This is a genomic window from Vibrio coralliilyticus (assembly GCF_024449095.1).
GTDB lineage: Bacteria > Pseudomonadota > Gammaproteobacteria > Enterobacterales > Vibrionaceae > Vibrio > Vibrio coralliilyticus_A.
On sequence record NZ_CP024629.1, the window covers coordinates 62,321 to 86,606 of the forward strand.

Consider the following 24,286-nt stretch of genomic DNA (forward strand, 5'->3'; position numbering starts at 1 on the left):
CCTTCCTGCCTATCCAAACTCTGTTCATTAGCTAAGACTTTGCATCTGTTGGTTTTATTAAAAAACTAGCTTTGAAGCACGTAATTCATAATTAGCACTCATTGGAAGAAGAGTTTTGAATCTACAAGAGCTGAATGAGCAAGCGGAAACGCTTGATGTTACTTATAGCGGTATCGGTGAAAACAAAGAACTACCTCGACTTTGGATTGAGGGTGCGAAGCTGTCATTAGCAGGTTTTGCTAAAGGCATGCGATACACATATCAAAAGGTGAACAACTCCCTAGTATTAGAGCCGGATGAAAATGGAAAAGGTCGGGTTTCCGGCAGGAATAGGCATGGTAGAACGCTGCCGATCATTGACCTTAAAATACCACTGCTTGATGAATGGTTTGGCAGGGGTGCTCGCATCAAGGTGGTGTTTTCAGTAAATAAGATCACCATCACTTTGCATCACGAAGAGCAGGCTAAGCGTCAGCGAGAGGCTCAGTGTATTGCTAACTTGAAAAAGGGCACTCTGAAAGAAGCGAGTATATGTACTGGTGGGGGTATATCAACGACCGCCGTTCATGATGGACTAGCCGAAGCTGGCATCAAAGGTGACCTGTGCTGGGTTGTTGATAGCAACCTTAGTTACCTTCAATCAGCCGCGAAAAACTCATGGGCGATTAACGATACGACATCATTTTATGTAGGAAAGGTAGAAGAGGTTGAGTCCCAATATTTCACGGATGTCGATTTGCTTAGTTTTTCATTGCCTTGTACGGGTTTATCAAAAGCGGGGCGAAGTCGGCATAAACTCAAGCCAGAAGAGCATGAAAGCGCAACATCCTTATTCGGTCTTGTCAATGCTATAAAAAGCTCGAACGCCGCTATATTGGTCAGTGAAAATGTGCACGAAGCTAAGGGTTCATCAATCTACACATTGCTTATTCAGGAACTGAAACGACTTGGTTACAAAGTCCTAGAGCGTATTTTGGATGGCAGTGACACAGGTACGATTGAGAACCGCCCTAGATACTGGTTTTTAGCTGTCTCTGAAGGGCTGGCTGATGGCTTATCTTTCGATCTTGGCCATGTTGTCAAGCGATCGCAATTCGTTTCAGACATTCTAGAAAAAGACATCCCAGAATCAAGCTGGGGTACTCACGAATATCTTAATGACAAAGCTCGTAGGGATGCAGAGCAGGGGAAAGGGTTTAAGCGTCAACTGCTTTCCGGCAACGAGACTAAGGTGGGGGTTATTTTGCGCGACTACGCAAATAGTTGGGATCTTCCAGATTGACAGTGCATGTATGATGTATGAGGATTGACACTTTGATTGTTCGCACTTAGGAGGTTGTCCCATGGAGCTGTCCAAAAATGAGAGGATTGTGCTTATTCGTCATGTAGGAAACACTTATGCGGAAATAAGCTCTACTCCAATCAGTAAGCAATCGATATTGAAGTCGTGTGAAGATCGAGAGTCATATTTTGTGACACCCAACTTGGCTTTCGATGAAAGGCATGACATTTATTTATTCCCCTTTCTGTTAAATCTAGACGGCTCTCCTTGGGACGAAGCTAATGTCTTTTTATTCTCCGCAGCTAGAGAAAACAGTAAGGGCTATACCGTCTCTGATGCTCTACGACAAAGAGCAAGTATGCTGCTCGATTACAAGATATTCTGCGAGCATCACAATATTGATCATACGAATTTTGTAGGTCGTAAGCCCCAAAGACCTACGTATAAATATTTTTTTGAATTGTTACAGCACGTAGATAACGGAGCTTTGGCCAGAGCTAGCCTGAATAAAAGAACAAAGGTCGTTTATGACTATTACAAATATCTTTCTATACAACCAAACTCAACGATAGATCTTGAAAGAGTTGACACCGTTGAGTCTGTACGATTGTTCTTTAAGAATTCGCATGGAAGAAGTTATGGGGTTAACGTTGAGAAGCGTCACCAGAGCTTAGCGATCAGCAGGCAAGCTAGCCCAGTTCCTATTGGTTGTGTTAGGGAGTATGGCGAAGATCTTCGACCTTTGCGTGATGCAGAACTGGAAGACATGCTGAGGGTTTTACAAACCAAAGTATTTTCGGTTGATGAACGCCTTATACACTATATAGCGTTGCATACAGGTTCACGTAAACAAACTATTCTTACCATGCGAATGAAACATTTGGACGCATTTTCTTCTGACAAGCTCTTACCAGATAAAACGTACATGCTTAAAGCTGGTCCAGGTACTGGCATTGATACGAAATTTAATAAACCACAAACTCTATACTTCCCTGCGTCATTAGCAGCACAAATTTGTACATATGCAAAGTGTAAAAAAGCTAGAGAACGGCGCAATAAGTTTTTATCGAAGAATGGTGACGTGCTATGTGGAGAGGATATGTACCTTTTCCTTTCTCCAGAGGGTGAGCCTCATTACATGGCTAAGTCAGATCCAAGATATAAGACAAAGAAGAGTAGACCTCAAGGACGTAATACATCTTATATGAAAAAGAAGTTGCAGAGTTATTCTAATGAAGTATTTCCAGATGATTTTACATTTCACTGGTTAAGAGCAACCTACGCTCTTCGTTATTATCGTTTTCTTCAACCTCTTGTTGCAAAAGGACTAGCTACAGATGGAGACATTATCTCTATGGTGCAAAAGCGATTACATCATTCGGAACGAGCCACTACTGAGCATTACTTAAAGTTATTTGATGGGATTGACAATAGACTTTCTGCTCAACAAAAGTATGAAGAAAGGGTATTTGATTTATATGGGATGGAAAGGGGGGGGGGGAGTGTCTGACGCGAATTATGTTGTACGAGAAACAGTAATCGTTACCTTACGTGATCTAGTAGAAAATGAATATCTTTACCCGGAGCAACTTAGAGTTTCTTTACCTAACGGAGGGAAGAAGCTACCTATGGACTTGGGAGCAATTGCTTACGCTAAGAGAAAATACATAAATGGCCAAAACCAAAATCCATACCTTGTTGTAGAAGAGTCTTTGATAAAACATAGGCGTAATTTTTTGCGTTCTTTGATGGATTATATCGTCACAAAAGGGTATCAAGAGAAATCCGTAGTTGCCATTATAGGAAGAGTACGAGGTGCTTTCAACTACATAGAAGAGCGTGGTTTTGCAGAATTATTTTTGAAGGACACCGAGCAATCGGAAGTAGTGTATAGAGAGATATCTAAAGAACTTAAACATCAGGTTACCAGCAATCAAATCACACCGAGGCAGGCTGAGATCAAACAAGTGGACATTGCTTTTTTGATTCAGGTTCATTTTGGAAAACAGATAAGTGATTACATAGTTGGCAACACAGTGAAATTTAATGGTAGTGTTTCTGTGACGGCTCCTCGCAAACGTGCTGATCTAAAATATGCTTTCAACATTTATAAGTCTCTGGCTGAAGAGTTGACGAGTTTTCTCATATATGAAAAGAAGCTCCCTTTTAAGTTGAGAATGCCTGACTATACAACCTTTATATTTCCATATGCTACACATAGAGTTACACCCTACTGTAATCGCTCTACCGATGTGTACAACCACCAATTGGGTAGGATGGCAACAGAAAAAGAGTATTTTGATAAGCGTCCAAATAAGAAAAAAAGCGAGCTTAGGGAGAACTTAAAACGCTCCAATAAACGTCTTGCACAAGCAAACCTAGATCCTCGCGCGAAATGTCGTCGAGCCTTTGCCTGTACAGCTATGCAGTCTTATCAGATGTTGTTTATGATGTTGACTGGTGCATATGCAAGCGAAATAGCACAGTTAGAATTTAATGGTAAATTAGAATTCGATAAGTCGCTGACAAACAAAAGTTATCGCGCTATTAAACTTAGAGCAGCTGGAAAAACCGTGCAATATGATATTGCTGCTGGGGCCGTTTCGTTATTCAGAAAATACTTGAAATTAAGACAATGGGTTCTGGACGGAAAAAAAGAGAGTCGATTGTTTTTTGGATTGAAGGTCAAAGACTGGGAGCCTGTTTCTGTATCTGAAGCAAATATAAGGAGCTTTCAGCGAAAAAAGATAATCGGTATATTCATGCCTTCAGATTTTGAAATGCTGACATCTCGCCAGTTTAGAAAAACAAAAAGCCTTTTTTTACATGAGCAACCGGATGTTGATCGTCATACAGTGGCTCAAGTCTTAAACCACTCAGAACAGACTAACGAGCGCCATTATATGATGGTATCTCCAGAGAGAGCCCAAAACGAACTCTCAAGTTTTTGGGAGGCTGCGTATGAGGCATCAAGACATGTAGTTCAGAACGCTTACAAGGACCAAGACTGCAAACATCGCCCCATTGCTGCAGGTCATTGTGATGATTTTCAGCGCCCACAGTCTGCAATAGAGTCTCCCCCTATTGAACCGGATTGTAGAAAGCAGTATGGATGTCTTTTTTGTATTAACTATATTTGCCATGCCGATGATGATGACGATATCCATAAGTTGTTTAGTCTGCTTTACATTGTAACGGGCGTGCTCAATGGCGTTTCTGATGCAAATAAGGCTAATGAGCTTTTTTTACTGTTATCAGCTAGGGTCCGACAAATACTTCATCAAATTAAGATGAAATCCCCAAAAGGCTGTAAAAAAGTCAGCGAAATTAGTGACCGGGTATTTAAACTAGGAGAGCTTACCCCGTACTGGGAAAATCGACTTCAAAGATATGAGGCTCTAGGCTTAATATTTCTTGAAGAGCAAAATGGGATGAACCCGTGAACGACCCGAAAGTGATTCAAAATCGTTGTTATCTCTTGGCTTTGGCAGCTCAAAAATTGAGTAGTGAAGAGTTTATTGCACCGGATATATTCGACAGCGCATTAGGTAATCACATTCCAGATAATTTCGTCCTGTGTCGTGACAGAAGCAATAAAGTTACAGCTTACTACGGCCAGATGGACTGGGATTTAAAACCTTATCGATTGGCTGCTAGCGGTAATTATAAAATGAGCTTTGGAAAGTTGATTAAAACTAATCAACCAGGTAAAGATCTAGAGCTAATTAATGAGGTTAAGCAAATAATGTTTGTCCTCATGTATCATGTCAGGTCTGGTGTTAATGGTTCTTTATCTGTTAGCTCACTAATGAAATACTACAATGTCACCATGCATGCGGCACAGTTTTGTATAGATAGCGGTGAAAACCGTATGCTTGGACGACTGTGCTTATCGGAATTGTTTTCAAATCCATTTTACTTGGCTGCTTTTGTCAAAACTATAGATAACAAGCGAAGGAGACAGGTCATCCACGCACTTTTGAATCATCTCAACATCGTCGGCCACGAACGACTTGGTTACTTGGTTATCAATGACCCAAAGATGCATGAGCAGCTCGACCATAACCAACACCCTTTGATTCCCACAAGAATCTACCTTGAGATGATTAACTTTCTTACAGAAAGAGTGCAATTCCTCAAGGCAAAAACAAAAGGGTTGGAAGCATTTATAAAGGAGTTTTCAGATCCGTTTTATGGTTTGAATAAGAAGGCACAACGAAAGCAACAACGTGAGCAAGGGATCGAAAGCCCTGTTGTCAGGCCAACTATCAAGGAGGCGATTTTCGCTCATGGTTTGGATGACTTATTCTCTCATTCTGATTACAAGATTAATGGTAGGGCGAAACTAAACGGTGCATTGACCCGTATTCAGTATGAGATGAAGTCATTAATCCATCTCTATACGGGAATGCGGAATGATGAAGTAAATAGGTTAAGGTACGATTGCGTTATTAATCGGCCTCTTGAAGATTCTATAAAGGATCACCTTGGTAACGTTTTGGTTCCTGCTAGGTCGGTAGAGTTATTGTCAACAACAACCAAATTTACGGGGTACCAACAAGAGGATTCTTGGTTGGCCCACCCTGTAGTGTTGGATGCGATTTATGTACTCCGTAGAATTGTTCGAGGTTACGCTTTAATGATTGGCGTTAAAGCTGATGAATGCCCTTTACTAGTAAGTACGATGGCGATATTCAAGAAAAGCGAACTGGGTAATAAAAGGTTAGAAATAACGGCTCATAAAAAGGAAACAGCAAAGACGTTCCTCTGTAAACCACAGTTTAAAATTACGGAAGATGATTATGACGTTTTGCAGGCAAGTGATCCTAGTCGAAATTTTTCATTAGAACCAACCTATCAGTGTGGGTGTGTTTGGCCACTTACGACTCATCAATTTAGGCGTTCTCTCGCATTTTACGCAGTAAATAGTGGGTTCGTATCACTGCCCACTCTCATGCGACAATTCAAACACCTATCGCAAGAGATGTCTAAGTATTACAGCCGTAACAACGAGAATGTAAAAACGATTTTCGGTCATTACGATGTAGCAGAGGGTAAATACGTACTGCCATTAAATCACATAGTATATGAAGTTCAGGTAGGAATGTCACTTGCTACAGCTGAGGCTCTTCTAACTGACTTACTAGATGAAGATGTTAGCTTGCATGGTAAGACAGGAGCGTATTTAGAGAGGAAAAGGAGCAAGCTTAGGAATGGCGAGGTTTTAGTTGAAAAACTCAAGGAAGAAACTGCGCAACGAGTTCATAACGGAGAGATGAGTTATAGAAAAACATTGCTTGGTGGATGCACTAATACGGAAACTTGTGAATGTTCAATTTTAGGAGAATTTGCAGACTGTCTCAGTAGTAAATGCGCTGTTATAACATCAAGTAATATTGAAAAATTAATTGCTTTAACTCAGAGAGAGTTGCAATGCTACGAACCAAACTCTATCGAGTTTTTATCTGCGGAGTTAGAGTTGGAAGACTTATTGCGATATAAAAAGTACAGTATTGAACGTGAATACCTTTCACCTGAAGGAGATACAACATGACAGTAAAGAGTGGATTAGAGGCATGTTATGAAGCGTTTGAGCGCCTAAAGGAAGGTAAGCCGAACAATTCTAAGTTTTTCGGTATTGCTCCAAGTAAATTAACCCCTTCAATCGTGTCTCAGGAGGCTGGTTTCGATAGTGGGTATCTTAAGAGGAAACGCCCGAATCATCAGGGGATTATTTCTCTGATTGATGCTTTTAAAGAGGAAAGTAAAGACACGACTTTATCTAAAGCCGAGACTATAAGACGTGAAAGTCGCAAAGCAAATTATTACAAAGATGAATTAGAACGGGTCAGGCTTCTTCTGGAGCACTCTCTAGCACGTGAGTTGTTGCTTGCTACAAAGCTAAGGGAACTAGAAAAACAGCTCTATGATTCGAATAAAGTGATTAGAATAGATCCTAGTAAGTAGCCGATTGCAGTGTTCAAAATAAAAATTGGGTAGTGCTTTAAGTTTTTCTTATGTTAATGTGGTTCGCTTAACCTATGTTACAGCTACATGTTCTCTGCCAACCATAGTAATCTAATCAATAATCAGATCAGATTCTTCTAAGCGGGAATAACCCTCCCTAGAGTAGTGAAGAAAAAGTCAGGTTGTGTTGAAGGGCAATAAATTTTGTTATGAATCTTTAAAGATGTAACATCGACTATAATGGTTAATATCTAGAATTATCTAGGTGAGCTGAGAAAAAGCATAGTTCTTATAGGAACGGTGTTTTCTTTGCTGATTGAGATCGGATTGGCCGATGTTGGCAAACTAATTTCTGCTCCTTTATCATTTAGAGTCCCATGCTCGCTTAAATTTGACTTTTTTATGTAGAACAAAATCTCGTTCAAGGTTGAAGTACTCGTCATCGTTTCTCATCTATAAGTTCACTTCAAACATCATTCGGCTCAGCTTATACTTATATTCTAAGTCACCCAGATCATTTGTTTATCTATTGCCAAAGCAGATGACATAGGCGTCACTAAACTCTTTGGGCTTTATCATAACTATGCATGTTACCTACAATTAGTGACAGGCAAGCTCTGAAACAATATATTTTAGAGAGAGCTTTAGAAAACAGACATAATCGAGTGCTTTTACTCTTGTTTCACGCTCGACAAGTTGAACAGTTTTTCCCAAGATTTATGCTATAAAATTCAAAGTCGTAAAACAATATTATACGTATAACCATAATCATACAAAGCAAGGACTTCTAGTCAGATGAATAAGGGCATTCATGAGCATGTCACTAGCTAAGAATTTATCTATTGTAAAGCTGTGTGTATTCGTAGCCATCTTTCCTTTAGCTCAAGCAAGCCAATTTGTTGGGAGTAATGTTTGTGCCGACTGTCATCAGGAGGCTTTCCAAGCCTGGCAGGGTTCTCACCATCAACAGGCAATGCAGCATGCGACTGCCGATACGGTATTAGGTAACTTCAGCGATTTAAAGTTGGAGTTTAAAGGTAGTATCAACCGATTCTTTAAACGTAATAATCAGTTCTTGGCCAATATACAAGGGCCAGATGGGCAATGGCATGACTACCAAATCAAATACACCTTTGGCGTCACCCCACTTCAGCAATATATGGTTGAGTTTGAGGATGGTAGAGTCCAACTGATTCCTTTTGCGTGGGACTCAAGGCCTGAAAGCCAAGGTGGGCAACGATGGTTCCACCTCTACCCGAATATGACCCCCAAAGATGAGTTTTATTGGACCAACACAGGTCAAAATTGGAATTTCATGTGTGCAGATTGCCACTCGACCAACCTTGAAAAAAACTATAGTGCTGACACAAACACTTATAAAACAACGTGGTCTGAAATCAGTGTCGGCTGCGAGGCATGCCATGGCGCAGGGCAAGCTCACCTTGAATGGGTCAACTCAAGTCAACCATCAGAAGCGCACTTTGGCTTCGACCGTGATCTATCAAAAACGGTAAAAGAATGGGTATTTAAAGAAGGTAGTTCAGCCGCTCAGCCTCTTGCCATTGAAGATACCGAGCAATTGGCGGTGTGCGCACAATGCCATAGCCGACGAGTTCAGCTTAGCGAAAGTAACGATCATGTCTCCGGCAATTTTCTGGACCGTTACTTGCTAAGTACTATTACCCCCGAGCTGTATCATCATGATGGTCAGATATATGACGAGGACTACGTCTACGGCTCATTTCTGCAGTCTAAAATGGCTGAAAAAGGAGTCAGTTGTACCAATTGTCACGACCCGCACAATGCGAAATTGAAAATACCAGAGGAAACGGTCTGCGCTCAGTGTCATTCGCCACAAGAGTACAGCTCAGATAAGCACACTTTCCACTTACCCAGCAGCGAGGCATCAAAGTGCACAACGTGTCACATGCCGGAAACGACTTATATGCAAGTTGACCCCCGACGTGACCATAGTTGGCAAATCCCAAGGCCCGATCTTTCTATGGACATCGGTACACCGAACGTTTGTACGAGCTGTCACGAGGATAAAACCGATCAATGGGCAGATAGTGCTTTGGAGAAATGGTTTCCAAACTCAGAGCATCGAAACCCACGACACTTTTCGATCGCCTTTTATGCCTCGGCCATCAATCATAATAGTGCCGGAAATGCACTGTCATATGTTGCTCAGAACTCAGGGGAAAGTGCCATCATTCGAGCCTCAGCATTACAACGCATAGCCAATCATCCAGGGCAAAATAGCCTAGTGGCATTAGCACGAGCAACGAAACACCAGAACGAGCTCATTCGGTTAGGCGCGGTTCAAGGAGCAATCAACTATCCTTTCGATCAGAAATGGCAGCTATTGGCGCCTTTACTCGAGGATTCTGTTTATGCTGTTCGGACAGAAGCGGCAGGTGCCTTAGCCAAACATTGGCAATCCATGGCAATAGCTCAGAAACAGCGTATTGAGCCGGCACTTGAAGAGTATTTAAGTATTCAGATTTATAACAGCGATAGAGGCTTTGGAAGAACCAATCTTGGCAACGTCTATCGTGCACAAGGAAAGCTTGATAAAGCCATTACATCTTACACCTCTGCTATAGAAATTGAACCCTACTACCCTAACAGCTATATCAGCTTAGCCGATTTATACAAGTCAGCGGGAAAAGAGGAATTAGCGTTAAACGTACTCAAGCAAGGACTCAATGCTCAACCTTCATCTGGAGTATTCATGTACTCCATCGGACTATCTTTGATACGGCAGAAGAACAAGAGTGAGGCCATAAGCTACTTTAAGCAGGCTACATTCGCTGAGCCTGAGAACGCACAATACTGGCTTGTTTATGGGCTTTCACTAGAGCATTCAAGCCTGACGAAAGCTGATTCTGCACTTGCCAAAGCTTACAGCCTAAGCCAAGACCCAAATCATCTATACGCACGCTGCGATCTACAAGTTAGGCACAAGTTGAAAACCGCACAAGCCTGTATCAATAAGCTTGCACCTTTTGCTCCCAACGATGTGGTTTCTCAGTTGAAGGCTAAGTTACATTCACCTTCAAATGTAGTTAAGTGAAATTACTTGTCGTCACTAGACCAAGCGGTTGGTATACTATCTAGACTATGTTTATGTGAAGAGTAATAACCAATGAAAGATATGCGTCAAGCCATGTTGGATTCTGGCTTCAAGCTGATTAATGAACATGGGTTTGCCGGTGTTGGGCTTATGAAGATCATCAACGAGGCAGAAGGCACAAAAGGTTCTTTTTACCACTACTTCAAATCAAAAGAACATTTTGGCGAAATCCTACTTGGGGATTACTTCGATAATCACTTATCGATATTAGATGGCTACTTAAGTGATGAGACAATGGCTCGCCAACAAAGAGTGATTGAGTACTTTACGTTCTGGAGCAAATCCAAGCTAACAAACGACTTTCAAATTCAGTGTTTGGTCGTCAAACTGGCAGGTGAGATTTCAGGCACTTCCAACCAAATGCAGTCCACAATGTCGGAGGGTGCCGAGAAAATCATCCAGCGAATGGCAGATCTGTTTATTGAAGGAAATGAAAATGACGACTTTAATATCGCCGATCCTAAAGCGCTGTCTCGCACACTTTATGGTCTATGGCTTGGCTCTACCCTCATGGCGGCAATGCAAAGAAATCGCGCGATTCTAGATACGGCCATGCAAGAAACGATTTCCTCAATTAGCTAGACTAGCTCCCATATAGCCAAAGGCCCGCGATGCGGGCCCTTTTCGTTGGTGCTTTAGGTTAGTTACCAACACCACCATTATTTGTAGCTGGCATTTCCGGAGTGAGAGGCGGCCACTCTTTAAAGGTCGCTAAGTGTTGCTGCACTGCTGCCTGAGCAGGACCAAATACCCACATTTTTTCGCCCATCCACTTCAAGTACATACCTGACTCTTCTGCCGCTCTTTCGTAAGGGTCTCGGCGAAGGTTAAAGAGTAATGGTGCATTTAACTCCTCCTTCGCGCCACCCCAACCATGATTCTGTACTACAAAGTGGGCTTTCCAATCACCATAACGAACCGCCTGAAGTTTATCACGCTCATAATAGAAAATTTCATTACGATTCGATGGGCTATCTTTCGTGAGCATATCTAATTGGTTGTAACCATCAAGGTGGGCCTTGAAGCCATCGTGGCCTTTCAGTAGTTTTTCTTTGAGGTCGGTAGGGCCACCCGCTGCAGCGACTAGTGTTGGTAACCAATCCATGCCATCAAATATGCCGTTGTTCACAGAGCCTGCTGGGATTTTGTCTGGCCAGCTGACTAAAGCAGGTGCTCTAACGCCCCCTTCCCAAGTGGTCCCTTTCTCACCGTGGAATGGTGTCATACCGCCATCAGGCCACGTCATAATCTCAGGGCCGTTATCCGCGGTGAATATCACGATAGTATTGTCTGCTACGCCGAGCTCTTCTAACTTGGCAAACATCTCCCCTACATGGTCATCGAGATCTTTCATGACAACTTCTTGCAGCCCCCAACCATTTTTTCCAAGCATGGCTTCATACTCTGGCGACAGATGCGTCCACACATGGCCTCTCGAAGGACAATACCACGTAAAGAAAGGTTTATCGGCCTTGACCGCTCTTTCAATGAAGTCGATAGCGTGCTTATTCACTTCGTCATCAAGGGTTCTCATTCGTTCAATCGTCAGTGGACCATCATCTTTAATGGTTTGCTTCCCTTTGCCATCAGATTTTGCATGAATCACATTACGAGGCGCAAACTTCTGAAACGCAGGATCCGTAGGCCAATCGGGGTCTTCAGTGTATTCCATGGCGTTTAGGTGATATAGCCACCCCCAGTACTCATCAAAACCGTGCATAGTAGGTAGAAACTCGTCTCTGTCACCAAGATGGTTCTTACCAAACTGGCCAGTCACATAGCCCATCGTTTTCAATATCTCAGGTAACGTTGGGGTGTCCGCATGAAGACCCACCGGCTCTCCAGGCAAGCCAACGGTGTGCATACCGGTTCGCACTGGAAACTGCCCTGTTAGAAAAGCAGAACGCCCAGCGGTACAAGACGGCTGGGCGTAATAATCCGTTAGCATCATTCCATTTTCTGCGATGCTATCTATATTTGGAGTTTGGCTGCTCATCACCCCATTGTGATAAGCACTGACGTTAGAAATACCAATATCATCAGTAAAGATGACAAAAATATTCGGCTGCTCTTGGGCTGCAGCGCTGAAAGCAGGCCAAGTAGCCAAAAACACTCGCTATAAGAAGGTGAAGCATCCTTTTCATATGTTGCCCTCGTTCAATTTCTTCTAAGTAGGATATACAAGTCTCACTTCTAGGCAAAAATAATTGACCTGTATTTAAGTTGGCACACTATTTTTTATGAGGTTGATCTTGCCACGCGTTTAAAGTATGTTTAACTTTCATATAGTTACTTCTCATACCTCGAACTAAAGCGTAGCAGACAAAACAAGATGTACAAGTTGCACAGAAAAAGACTTTACTCTCTATAAGAGTCAAGCTTTACAAGTACCCTACGATTTTGAAACAGACACGATATGGTCAATCTCAGGTTGTTTAAAAGCTTACCAGCTGAATACTGTTTTTTTATATAAACCACATTATTACTCGATCAGTTTTGATTATGTTTGATACAAACTCCCACGAACCCACGAACCCACGAGGCATTTGTCGGAATTTTCGGGGTTATGTAGGCCGGTTGGTGTGTTGTGGTGCAGCTTCACTTGAGATCAGTTAACATTGTTTTGGTTGTAGGGTTAGACTGGCGTTGTTGCCTAAATCAGTTGAACCTTTTCCGAGTCCTGCGATCTGATCCTTTATGAGGATTAGACTGGTGGTGATATGGGTAAAGCGAAGAAGAAGATAACTAACTGGGCGGAGTACAATACGTCTCTGTGCAAACGTGGTTCGGTTACGTTCTGGATAGATGACTCCGCCATAGATGCATGGCAATGCAAAACCCATCATGGCAAGCGTGGGAGAGGCTTTCAGTACTCAGATACAGCGATTGAAACGGCTTTGATGATAAAGGGTATCTTCTCTCTGCCATTGCGTGCACTTCAAGGCTTTATCGACTCGATCTTCAAGTTACTAGATGTTCCGCTGACGTCCCCTGACTACACCTGTATCAGTAAACGCTCGAAGACAGTTCAGGTCAAATATCGCAATAAATCTAGAGGGGCTATTCGCCATATCGCCATTGACTCGACAGGTCTCAAAGTTTTTGGTGAGGGTGAATGGAAAGTGAAAAAGCATGGTGCAGAAAAGCGCAGAACATGGCGCAAACTGCACTTAGCTGTTGATGTAGATACCCACGAAGCTATCAGTGCTGAAGTTAGCCTTGTCAATGTTGGCGATAGTGAAGTGCTTCCTACATTGCTCAACCCACTACGCAGAAAGGTCATTACCGTATCTGCTGATGGAGCCTATGACAGCAAAAATTGCCACGAGACTTTGAAAAAGAAAGGTAGTATCCCGTTGATACCGCCTCGAAAGAATGCAGCCCTTTGGGAAGATGGCCATCCCAGAAACGAAGCAGTAACCGCCTTGAAAAATGGGACAATCTCGGAGTGGAAAGCCCAATCTGGTTATCACTATCGGTCAATATCTGAAACTGCAATGTCCCGATATAAAGGACTAACAAGCGGAAAATTGAGCTTGAGATGTTACAACGCTCAAGTGGGCGAAATCATGGCGAATGTCAAAGTAATAAACAAAGTCATAGGACTAGGTATGCCTGTCAGAAGCTAACGGTTAGCCCTATATATAGCGTCGTTGTTCTTTAAGCTGATTTGATCAACAACGCCGTGAGTCTTCAAAGTGATTTGATTCTTTAGTCATACCTGATGATTTGTAATATCGTTCATTGCCTTTATTATTGATCGGGCGGAGCGCCCGTTCAAGGTAAGTCAGGTTTTTTGTGTAAAAATATCGGCATGTAAGTTTGTTTGTTGAAAGTGCTGTGGATAAAAGTGTCGTTGTTTGTGGACTTAGCCCAGAGTGTAACTTTGGAGGAAATAGAACTCTTGTAACCCATCTAATGGCAATAGAGCTTCCGGCCTATTTCTCCCTCCTTCCTGCTGACTCTAAAACAGAGGGCTTGTTGAAGTCTGTTCACAGTAAACTAAATAAAGACCGAATAACGGAAATTACTCACTCAATTAAGCTTGCACTGAGGAATGTCGAGAAGACCCCATTTTTGTCATTGACTTATGTAGTTGGAGGTAAATCTTCTATGCAAACGCAACAAAAACAAATGGTTGAGTTAACTTATGCTCCCAAAAACACCTTGATAGTGGGAGGAGTTCTAGAATTAATAGCGATTGCCAAGTTATTGGGCATAGAGCCCCCTTTTTATCCGGCGCGAAGATCTTCAGTTGAACACATGCTAGCGGATAGTGGCATTAGGCAAAGCCTATCGCGTTTACCGATTCAGGTTACAATGATATTCAATACCGTTTCAGCGATTAGTTTTGATGATATGTGCGACTACTACACCAAGTACAACGCTCGCACATCTCAGTTACATTCACCTATTCAAACCACCATGATGAGTAATTCGTCTATCAACGATTGTGTAAAAGAAATCGCTGAGAAAACTAACTTGGAGCGATATGGAGGAATGACTAGTTCGTCCATGCGCTTAACTAAATCTGAACAAGGAATTGTCGCAGAAGCGACGTTGATAAAACTTGTCCTAGGTTCAATTGCGGGAGCAAATGCTCAAGATAAAAACAAAGTAGATGATTTCAATGGAAGAAAAGGAGTTTTCTCAGAAGAAACCATATCAACAACGAAGCAATATATCATTTTATTTTTGAAGGTTTGGCTGGATGGTATTTCAAAACAGATCGGTAGCGACAGAGATGGTTTTCACTATTCCCCTTCACTTTGGCTATCGCTTGGGTTGTTGATTAAGAAAATCATCGATACTTCGCCTATAAATGAAACCCAGGCATCCATTCATAGATCAGCTCAAATGTTAGCGCAGCTAGGCTATTCAAAATCAGCTGAACATTGGAACCAATGCAAAGTTATGGATCTAGATTTAACGGGGCAAAAATATAAAAACGCCACTGGTGGCGGGCGTTCATTTAGAGTGGGCTTATCGAACTACCTTCTAACCAAGATTTGTAATATCAGTCAATCCAAAGTCTGATATTTTTCATTCAAATTGGTTTGTACGATTTAAGTATTTCCCGAAAAGTTTGTTACTTTTACATGTTCAGGGCTATGCCGTTTAAGAAGGGACGAAACAGGCGTTGTTGATCAAATCAGCTTAAAGAACAACGACGCTATATATAGGGCTAACCGTTAGCTTCTGACAGGCATACCTAGTCCTATGACTTTGTTTATTGCTTTGACATTCGCCATGATTTCGCCCACTTGAGCGTTGTAACATCTCAAGCTCAATTTCCCGCTTGTTAGTCCTTTATATCGGGACATTGCAGTTTCAGATATTGACCGATAGTGATAACCAGATTGGGCTTTCCACTCCGAGATTGTCCCATTTTTCAAGGCGGTTACTGCTTCGTTTCTGGGATGGCCATCTTCCCAAAGGGCTGCATTCTTTCGAGGCGGTATCAACGGGATACTACCTTTCTTTTTCAAAGTCTCGTGGCAATTTTTGCTGTCATAGGCTCCATCAGCAGATACGGTAATGACCTTTCTGCGTAGTGGGTTGAGCAATGTAGGAAGCACTTCACTATCGCCAACATTGACAAGGCTAACTTCAGCACTGATAGCTTCGTGGGTATCTACATCAACAGCTAAGTGCAGTTTGCGCCATGTTCTGCGCTTTTCTGCACCATGCTTTTTCACTTTCCATTCACCCTCACCAAAAACTTTGAGACCTGTCGAGTCAATGGCGATATGGCGAATAGCCCCTCTAGATTTATTGCGATATTTGACCTGAACTGTCTTCGAGCGTTTACTGATACAGGTGTAGTCAGGGGACGTCAGCGGAACATCTAGTAACTTGAAGATCGAGTCGATAAAGCCTTGAAGTGCACGCAATGGCAGAGAGAAGATACCCTTTATCATCAAAGCCGTTTCAATCGCTGTATCTGAGTACTGAAAGCCTCTCCCACGCTTGCCATGATGGGTTTTGCATTGCCATGCATCTATGGCGGAGTCATCTATCCAGAACGTAACCGAACCACGTTTGCACAGAGACGTATTGTACTCCGCCCAGTTAGTTATCTTCTTCTTCGCTTTACCCATATCACCACCAGTCTAATCCTCATAAAGGATCAGATCGCAGGACTCGGAAAAGGTTCAACTGATTTAGGCAACAACGCCGACGAAACAGGTTAAACGTTGTTACCTCTGCGTTTTTCTGCGTATGAGTTGTTCATCAACTCATACGCAGAAGGGTAAGTCCTTTCCTGACAGAAGAAAGCTATTGCAGTGGACTATTCTTAACTAAATATTCACTTTCGTCTTTGCAAAAATGTTCTTCGTAACTCTGAGGTGAAACGTAGTAAGGTCTCATTGCATAAGGTCTTTCAAGCACACTATATTTGTCGGTGCTATCTGTAAGTCTAGTCCCTGTCCTCGTCATCTTTATCGGATAGGTAAGAAGTTGCATAAGCTGTGTCTTACTAGAGGGTTCTATGAACAGAGAGCTTCGTTCTATATCCATTGTTCCAGCTTTAGTGACCGCAACCTTCAGATTGAATCTAGCTTGCTCCTCATAAGGCCATGGTTCTGGACTTAGCGCCATCCATAGCTCCTCTTTCCACTTTTCAATTGGGACAAACGTGCTAGTGTAACTTCTCCATACTCCATCGAGTCCTTGTGTTACCCGCTCAGCCGCAACGAATACTTCAATGTCTTCAGGGGACCAGCCAGAGGCAGGATTGATAGTGTAAAGTAGTTCACCAATTGAACCTTTATACACGTTAGATGCTTTCCAATTCCAATTAGACGAACGAAAGTCCCATTCAAAAGGATATTCAACCGTCATACTAAGACCTACACCAGATAGCTGACATTTACTACTGAATGTGACACAAAGATAACCATTATCGCGAATGGCCATCCGCTGGTTTGGATTAGATAGGCTCAGTGTGGGCATTGTTATTAGCGAAAATATGCCTAACTCTTCATTGTATGTCGGATAAGAGCCATTAGGTGATAACTCCGGTGCTTCTTTAGCTCCCAGAGACCCTGGCATCTCTATCGTGATCTTGTCAGTATTCCCCATAAACTCAACTGAACCACGGAGCGACAATTCACCAAAAACTACAGTAGGCATAGGCGGAGGCAACTGCAGACCAGTTAAAACAGAAGGTCGACTAAAATTGGCGAACTTGGTTAAACTGGATAGTCCATTTAAAACCGTTTTACTAATTGGCTCAGGACTTACGCCACCAGCGCCACCTAAAAACTCAGACACTTTATTCAGTGCAAAGGCGGCGTCTGAATTTGGTGACCAACCATTTCCGCCACTATAAATCGCATGAGCTATATCTTCTTGATTTTTGAACATGTCGTGCAGGGCTTGATAGTTACGGAACGTTGTAGCACCCACTTGTTGGTCTACACCTGTCTCTAATAAATAACTAGTCAAGTAATCATCGGAAACCATTCCATTACTGTCTCTGACAGGTACCGAATTTGCCAAAGAACGCCCAGTTAGTGATATGTCACCACTGGCTATCGGTGTAATTAAAACATCAAGGGCAGAAGAGAAACACGAAGTACAGGGGTCGTAGCCAATCTCAAAATCGCCATAAATCCATTGAGTATCTTCATTGGCAATTAGCTTAGCCATTGATGTCACTCGGGTTGGCGATTTAGCGCGATTAAGTGGGTGGCTTTTATAAGGAGAAAATAGATTTGTAGCCACCCTATCATTATCTCCCATTGTGTGAAAGCTCAATAACAGCAGAGTTGTAAAGTCCGGGGTTTTGGTCGTACAAGGCCAGCACTCTTAACTTTCCTATTAATCGATTATACAAAATCATATAAGGTACTGAGTAAGACTTTGTTGGTGAAGCTGTAACGGGTTCACCATCTTGCGGCATAGGTAAATCCCATATCCATTTTTATGAGTTCCCCAACCACTGCTTGGCTGTATATATCCGGGATTTGGCTGTTATCTCCCTCTAAAAGCTGAAAACGGATAGCGATCCCAGTAAGTATTCATAAGCAGGATTTGACACCCATTTCTGTTCAGAGGGTTGCCCAAGCTCATATTGAATGATGGGCAAATCTGGTTGAGTCCAGTCATTCCTGTTGGTTTGATAATCGTTGGTCCAGTCCATAACTATTGTTTCTTTTACTAATGGGAACGTGAGGTGCTGACGGATTCGTGCTAATAAAGTTGCTATCCGAAGTATTACCCCTACTTATCGACGATACTAACTTCCAAGCGCTATTAACTTCATCTCTTGTGGGTTCAAAACTAATTGAGTTATCATCTTGAAGAGTCATATAATAACCATTTGAAGGGTCTTTTAGATAAAAAAAACGTTCCGTCAATATCTTCAGCGTCCCACCAACAGTATTGCTCTTTGCTTGCTGCAGGGCACAATTGAATGCTCGTATTCCCACCAGCAATTCTTAAGCCTTCCCCATCTCTAATCCATAGCCACCACAAATCAACTCTGCCACGTTTATTTTTGTCAATCAACGTTAACTTAGCATCAACATCTATGTTCCTTTCCAATACAGTTGTCCGAGATATTTTTTTTTGTGAGTATGCGAAGCGGGAGTCTTTATACTCGTCTTTTTTAGGTACAAAGTGATATCCTGTACCTGGATTGTAAGTAGGAATAAAACCAGCGAATGCACTAGTGCAGCTTGCACTCAGGATGATACTCCAAAACACGTTACTGTAGGTCATAAATTTACCTTATTTTGTTATTTATATTTAGGTCCCTTCGTCTATAACTGTGCACCACTCCTTGTGCTAATTTTCACAGTTAGTTTTTTCGCCCGCTAAGACACCTCCTTTTTTGTTCGCTCTCAACTATTTCAAAGTAAAGATATTAGCTGACTAAATAATCGCTATAGTAGATAAGAACGTTGTAGTGATTTTATTATTTCAAAGCTTCTTTCAGGTAATAAACAAAATTTTTATACCTACAATTATCTTTTTAAATGGCAGTATATTTTGTTTTGACTATCGATAAATTAATTAAATAGAAAAGTCAAGACCCACCTTTTAATAAAACCTCCATAGTTCACAAGCTAGTAATGGAAATCGTGATATAAGCATCAGACATCACAAGCTGGGTTATTTATGGCTGGCTTTGCGTTTCCTCCATCGACGTAAAATCTGATTTAGAGGGGCGTTGTTGATCAAATCAGCTTAAAGAACAACGACGCTATATATAGGGCTAACCGTTTAGCTTCTGACAGGCATACCTAGTCCTATGACTTTGTTTATTGCTTTGACATTCGCCATGATTCCGCCCACTTGAGCGTTGTAACATCTCAAGCTCAATTTTCCGCTTGTTAGTCCTTTATATCGGGACATTGCAGTTTCAGATATTGACCGATAGTGAATAACCAGATTGGGCTTTCCACTCCGAAATTGTCCCATTTTTCAAGGCGGTTACTGCTTCGTTTCTGGGATGGCCATCTTCCCAAAGGGCTGCATTCTTTCGAGGCGGTATCAACGGGATACTACTTTTCTTTTTTAAAGTCTCGTGGCAATTTTTGCTGTCATAGGCTCCATCAGCAGATACGGTAATGACCTTTCTGCGTAGTGGGTTGAGCAATGTAGGAAGCACTTCACTATCGCCAACATTGACAAGGCTAACTTCAGCACTGATAGCTTCGTGGGTATCTACATCAACAGCTAAGTGCAGTTTGCGCCATGTTCTGCGCTTTTCTGCACCATGCTTTTTCACTTTCCATTCACCCTCACCAAAAACTTTGAGACCTGTCGAGTCAATGGCGATATGGCGAATAGCCCCTCTAGATTTATTGCGATATTTGACCTGAACTGTCTTCGAGCGTTTACTGATACAGGTGTAGCCAGGGGACGTCAGCGGAACATCTAGTAACTTGAAGATCGAGTCGATAAAGCCTTGAAGTGCACGCAATGGCAGAGAGAAGATACCCTTTATCATCAAAGCCGTTTCAATCGCTGTATCTGAGTACTGAAAGCCTCTCCCACGCTTGCCATGATGGGTTTTGCATTGCCATGCATCTATGGCGGAGTCATCTATCCAGAACGTAACCGAACCACGTTTGCACAGAGACGTATTGTACTCCGCCCAGTTAGTTATCTTCTTCTTCGCTTTACCCATATCACCACCAGTCTAATCCTCATAAAGGATCAGATCGCAGGACTCGGAAAAGGTTCAACTGATTTAGGCAACAACGCCTTCTCTAAGTGTTAGTTAAAATAATTAAGGTCGACCCAACATGAAATACATAGTTCAGTATATCTTTGTATTAATGGCATTAATGCTGTTAGCTGGTTGTGATTCAGAAGACTCCCAAACATCAGTAGATGCAAAAGTTAATGAAATTAAGGTCACTCCTTCACCAACTTCGGTATTAGAAGGTCGTACGCAACAGCTAATCGCAATTGCTAAATACGATGATGGAAGCGAAAATGACGTCAGTGATTCTGTTTCCTGGGAGATTGTTGGAGACCCAACAATCGCGGACGTATCCGCTTCAGGTTTGATAACGGCCAACACTAAAGGTGACACAGAGATCACTGCCAGCAAGGATGGTATCGTCAGTAATACGGTGAAAGTTACTGTGTGTGACTTAGCAGGTGTATGTATTGATCCCTTCGATACAGGTAGTGGTAGGTTGTTCACTAATTCACCATCGGTGGCTTACTTAGATAGCATTGGTGGCAGCGCAACAGATGGTAGCTATATTGAAAAAGGGGCTTACGGCCCAGTTGGTGAATTCTACCTATTCAACTGGGGTAATGCGAATGCCCTGTGCACGGCCTACAATACTAAAAGCTTAGGAGGACGAACCAATTGGCGCTTAGCAACAAGAGATGAGTTAAAAGTGGAGCTGTACGACATATACGGCAATATGTTTGCCGACCGCGGCTGGCCTACCGAGTACTCATATTGGTCTATGACACCTGATAGTTCTAGCTATTACTACGTAAGCCTCAACAATGGTAAGATCTCCAGCTCCATCCCAAGCGGCATGAACCAAGCGTCCTGCGTCTCAGAGCCTTAACGTTGGACTATAAGCGCAACCCAATGGTTGGATAAACAAGCTATTCCTTAAATGTCAGGTGAAGCTTATCTTTGCTTTCCGAAGTAAGCGTCATCAATGGTGAGTTCACTGAGTCCTTGATGGTTACACTCTTCTTATAAAATGTAAAAATTTCCAGTTCGGCTTAACGAGATGCCGTGTAAGCTTTTAAGTCGGTCCAGCGACCCTTTCCATCCACCATAGTCAATTAATTTCTGAGTGAACTCAGTGTTGGTAAACAAGCTAGCTTGTGATTTGAAAACATTATGTGGCCCATAGTGCTTAAGGGTTTTGATATAGAATCTCATGTCCATACGCTAGGGCAACATTTACGGCTATAAGCATCAATAATGACAACCAAGTACAGGAACCCGTCAGCCATTAGGACAATATGATGTCAATGGCCCAAATTTAGTTTGGGCAAGTGACTGCGATATCACGTAACAGGTAGGAGTGCTTTGTTCGGGAATATTATTTTCGGTTTGGGACATGGATCCAATGCACATGTCCGCATGACCCGAACGATACATTTACAATTAAGATTATGTCTCTTTTTTGCTAGAGCGGTTTGAAATCATCGACTATCCATGTTCGGATCTTGAAGATGAATTTCGTTAATCATGCGATACAAATCAACCTCTTCATCAGAGAGCCCGATGGATTGATAGCAAGCGGAAAAGCTAGCAGTATTAAGTAATACACACTAGAGTTTTATCAGTAATTGGGTAAATTTTACAACAAACTCTTTCGCTGTGCTAGGTCTAAAGACCGAATAACTTAGCCAAAAAATCATTTTCCAGACTCAACTGACTTTCAAAGAAAAAGTCATAGGCTCATTCTCAAACAGCTCCTTTTACCATGTAGAAATTTGGTTACCGTGTAAGTTGTATTTCTGAGCTAATTAAGCGACAGTTTTATGACCTTTTGCCGCCGCCAATGCAATCTTAGCTTTAAATTCAGGAGAATGGTTTCTACGCTTTCTAGTAATAATCTGTTCCAATATCTCAGAGAACTATCAAAACAGATAAGTCATTTAAAGTTATGTCTGAGAATTGAACATCACTTCTAAGCTCAAGTATGCACAATGTTCTACACGGCGATGATGTCATCAATGCAATGTAACCCAGTTTTCAAAGAAACCTACCAGCGGTTGGTGAAAGCTGAAAAGCCCTAAGAAGTCGAGATCATTGCTTGAAATGGTATTCATACTAAATTGAATGTTGAGAGGTGGCGTCAGGTGAAATGAAAACATGGCTTAAAATTAGCTATTGATGCCATAGTCGTTTGCTATGCGTTTCCTGAATTTAACCAGGTAGCCCTTCTATCATCGGAACCTGCTCTAAGTTTTGATCCCATTCTGCCTTACTAGCGACAAATATATGAGCGTTTGGTTTATTTGAAATTGTTGAGTCAATACTTCCTGCAGGCACTGCTAAAAACGACCCACCCATTTGAACATTTGGCAGAGCAGAACCACAGTGCGAGCAAAAACTCTTCACGTGCTTTGTAGACGGCAGACTATACGTGCTTATGTTGTTTTCGCCCGATATCCACGTTAGAACAGCGGTAGTAGAAAACAAGTTAGACGCATGAGCGGAACCAGTATCTTTGCGACAATATTGACAATGACACATGAAAAAACTTTCAAACTCACCTTCAACTTCAAAGCTCACTTCACCGCAAAGGCATGACCCTTTATGTATTGCACTAATTTAATATATCCTCAATAAATAAAATTGAAACGAACACACTTAGACACAATGACTCCCTGTCGATTCTAGCTATCAATATCACAATATCGTGGATTAGCCAATTGAGGTCGGATAGACTTGCATACCGCTGACGAATAATTTAATTACCCTTACCGCAGTGTATCTAATGAGGTGTCGCACACTTCATTCCACTATGCTAATACTCATTGCTATGCTAATCAATACCAAGCACATTCCAAGGAAGAGAACATATTTGTTGGCCATGAAGGAAAACTCTTTCTTCGAACAACGACTTCGAGTAGGGGGGGGGCAATTACTTACTCTAGGAGCTTACGCCGTCAAGGTAATGCACCTTTGCAAGATGGGGTAACTTCTCATTGGAACACCGTACTCAGAGTGCAGAGTGGTGGCGCCTTGCAAACACTTTCCCGCCATGCTGTTCTTTGGCGTAACTCTGCCGCACCTAACACTCTTCTACTGAAGATATCCATTCTTATACAAAGAAGTCAAAAATTGCAGACACCCCATTCAACTAGCGAAGTATTTTACATAGGCGAGCTAACGCGTTTTAAGTAAAAATCCACCTGCATAGCAGGTGGCTTTGGTTGGCCCCCTATAAGGGGGCTCACTGCTATTTATCTAATCCTAGAAGCATTTGTCGCTCCTCTTCTTCTTTTCCCACACGATCTTGGTGCCTGACATATCTACGTATAATTTCCTCGTTCATCCCTACCCGAATCAAACAAAGTAACCTCGTTGCCAGAACTTATTACCCCAGAGCTTTTTCTTTCTCAAATACGGAAATTTGTTAAACAACCTAATCGCTGTACGACCTTTAAACAAACCCCATGTAATTTGAGATACTCATGCTCGGCGGAAGCCTCACGACTAAATGGACATGATCAATTTGGACGTTAAGCTCGACAACCTTGCATTTCTTCATATTGCTGTAAACGTAGATACTCCGATACAGCTCTTTGCCTAAATTTCCTTTCAGAATCTTTAGTCGATATTTAGGTGTCCAAACAATATGATATTGACACCGATGATAAACGTGTGAAGCGGATTCATATCTGCTCATGTTCGTTATTTCCTTCATTTGTTGGTTGCAAACGAGGAC

At 42.1% G+C, this 24,286-nt stretch carries 14 protein-coding genes and 5 pseudogenes; 11 read left to right on the forward strand and 8 right to left on the reverse strand.

Going from position 1 to position 24,286, the window contains the following annotated elements; all coding sequences use genetic code 11:
- The first annotated feature begins 115 nt into the window (after positions 1 to 115).
- From CTT30_RS22730 to CTT30_RS22760, 7 genes are all read left to right on the forward strand, one after another.
- The gene (locus CTT30_RS22730; protein WP_252037864.1) at positions 116 to 1,282 is read left to right on the forward strand and encodes a DNA cytosine methyltransferase; all 1,167 of its coding nucleotides are present in this window, start codon (positions 116 to 118) and stop codon (positions 1,280 to 1,282) included.
- Positions 1,283 to 1,343: 61 nt separating this feature from the next.
- Positions 1,344 to 2,792 (forward strand): site-specific integrase, encoded by a 1,449-nt coding sequence (locus CTT30_RS22735; RefSeq protein WP_252035344.1) that lies wholly within the window; start codon positions 1,344 to 1,346, stop codon positions 2,790 to 2,792.
- Positions 2,785 to 4,725, forward strand: coding sequence for a hypothetical protein (locus tag CTT30_RS22740; RefSeq protein ID WP_252037866.1), 1,941 nt, complete (start codon positions 2,785 to 2,787; stop codon positions 4,723 to 4,725). Before CTT30_RS22735 ends, CTT30_RS22740 begins: the two co-directional genes overlap by 8 nt.
- Positions 4,722 to 6,836, forward strand: a complete 2,115-nt coding sequence (locus tag CTT30_RS22745) for a site-specific integrase (protein WP_252035341.1) — start codon at positions 4,722 to 4,724, stop codon at positions 6,834 to 6,836. The genes CTT30_RS22740 and CTT30_RS22745 overlap by 4 nt, the downstream gene beginning before the upstream one ends.
- Positions 6,833 to 7,249 (forward strand): hypothetical protein, encoded by a 417-nt coding sequence (locus CTT30_RS22750; protein WP_252035340.1) that lies wholly within the window; start codon positions 6,833 to 6,835, stop codon positions 7,247 to 7,249. The genes CTT30_RS22745 and CTT30_RS22750 overlap by 4 nt, the downstream gene beginning before the upstream one ends.
- Positions 7,250 to 8,060: 811 nt before the next feature.
- On the forward strand, positions 8,061 to 10,325 hold the full coding sequence (locus CTT30_RS22755; protein WP_252035339.1) for a multiheme c-type cytochrome: 2,265 nt from the start codon (positions 8,061 to 8,063) through the stop codon (positions 10,323 to 10,325).
- Positions 10,326 to 10,397: 72 nt separating this feature from the next.
- A complete protein-coding gene (locus CTT30_RS22760; RefSeq protein ID WP_252035338.1) occupies positions 10,398 to 10,967 on the forward strand; it encodes a TetR/AcrR family transcriptional regulator in 570 nt (189 codons plus the stop codon).
- 58 nt (positions 10,968 to 11,025) lie between these two features.
- Here CTT30_RS22760 and CTT30_RS22765 read toward each other — a convergent pair.
- Positions 11,026 to 12,529, reverse strand: a pseudogene (locus CTT30_RS22765) (arylsulfatase).
- A gap of 576 nt (positions 12,530 to 13,105) precedes the next feature.
- On the opposite strand from CTT30_RS22765, the gene CTT30_RS22770 reads away from it, so the two are divergent.
- Together CTT30_RS22770 and CTT30_RS22775 are read left to right on the forward strand one after the other, a co-directional pair.
- Positions 13,106 to 14,014, forward strand: a complete 909-nt coding sequence (locus tag CTT30_RS22770) for an IS5 family transposase (RefSeq protein WP_252037867.1) — start codon at positions 13,106 to 13,108, stop codon at positions 14,012 to 14,014.
- A 211-nt stretch (positions 14,015 to 14,225) separates the two neighbouring features.
- Positions 14,226 to 15,422: a hypothetical protein gene (locus CTT30_RS22775; RefSeq protein ID WP_252035336.1), complete on the forward strand. Its 1,197-nt coding sequence runs from the start codon at positions 14,226 to 14,228 to the stop codon at positions 15,420 to 15,422.
- Positions 15,423 to 15,577: 155 nt separating this feature from the next.
- Here CTT30_RS22775 and CTT30_RS22780 read toward each other — a convergent pair whose 3' ends face one another.
- The 4 genes and pseudogenes from CTT30_RS22780 to CTT30_RS22795 all read right to left on the reverse strand — a co-directional run bounded on the left by CTT30_RS22780 (position 15,578) and on the right by CTT30_RS22795 (position 20,529).
- On the reverse strand, positions 15,578 to 16,486 hold the full coding sequence (locus CTT30_RS22780; protein WP_252035329.1) for an IS5 family transposase: 909 nt from the start codon (positions 16,484 to 16,486) through the stop codon (positions 15,578 to 15,580).
- A 178-nt stretch (positions 16,487 to 16,664) separates the two neighbouring features.
- Complete coding sequence (locus tag CTT30_RS22785) at positions 16,665 to 18,116, reverse strand: hypothetical protein (protein ID WP_255907076.1); 1,452 nt, start codon at positions 18,114 to 18,116, stop codon at positions 16,665 to 16,667.
- 570 nt (positions 18,117 to 18,686) lie between these two features.
- Entirely contained in the window at positions 18,687 to 19,115 is a 429-nt protein-coding gene (locus CTT30_RS22790; protein ID WP_253076524.1) for a hypothetical protein, read from the reverse strand.
- A 504-nt stretch (positions 19,116 to 19,619) separates the two neighbouring features.
- A pseudogene (locus CTT30_RS22795) lies at positions 19,620 to 20,529 on the reverse strand (IS5 family transposase).
- Between the two features lie 118 nt (positions 20,530 to 20,647).
- Between CTT30_RS22795 and CTT30_RS22800 the strand changes: the two are divergent.
- Complete coding sequence (locus CTT30_RS22800) at positions 20,648 to 21,436, forward strand: Ig-like domain-containing protein (protein WP_252035332.1); 789 nt, start codon at positions 20,648 to 20,650, stop codon at positions 21,434 to 21,436.
- A gap of 65 nt (positions 21,437 to 21,501) precedes the next feature.
- On the opposite strand, the pseudogene CTT30_RS22805 reads toward CTT30_RS22800, so the two are convergent.
- Positions 21,502 to 22,445: pseudogene (locus CTT30_RS22805) on the reverse strand (transposase family protein).
- Positions 22,446 to 22,526: 81 nt separating this feature from the next.
- Here CTT30_RS22805 and CTT30_RS22810 point away from each other — a divergent pair.
- A pseudogene (locus CTT30_RS22810) lies at positions 22,527 to 22,625 on the forward strand (IS110 family transposase); the annotation flags it as partial.
- 133 nt (positions 22,626 to 22,758) lie between these two features.
- Here CTT30_RS22810 and CTT30_RS22815 read toward each other — a convergent pair.
- Together CTT30_RS22815 and tnpA are read right to left on the reverse strand one after the other, a co-directional pair.
- On the reverse strand, positions 22,759 to 23,166 hold the full coding sequence (locus tag CTT30_RS22815) for a GFA family protein (RefSeq protein WP_252037937.1): 408 nt from the start codon (positions 23,164 to 23,166) through the stop codon (positions 22,759 to 22,761).
- A gap of 631 nt (positions 23,167 to 23,797) precedes the next feature.
- Positions 23,798 to 24,247, reverse strand: a pseudogene (gene tnpA, locus CTT30_RS22820) (IS200/IS605 family transposase).
- Between the last annotated feature and the right edge of the window lie 39 nt (positions 24,248 to 24,286).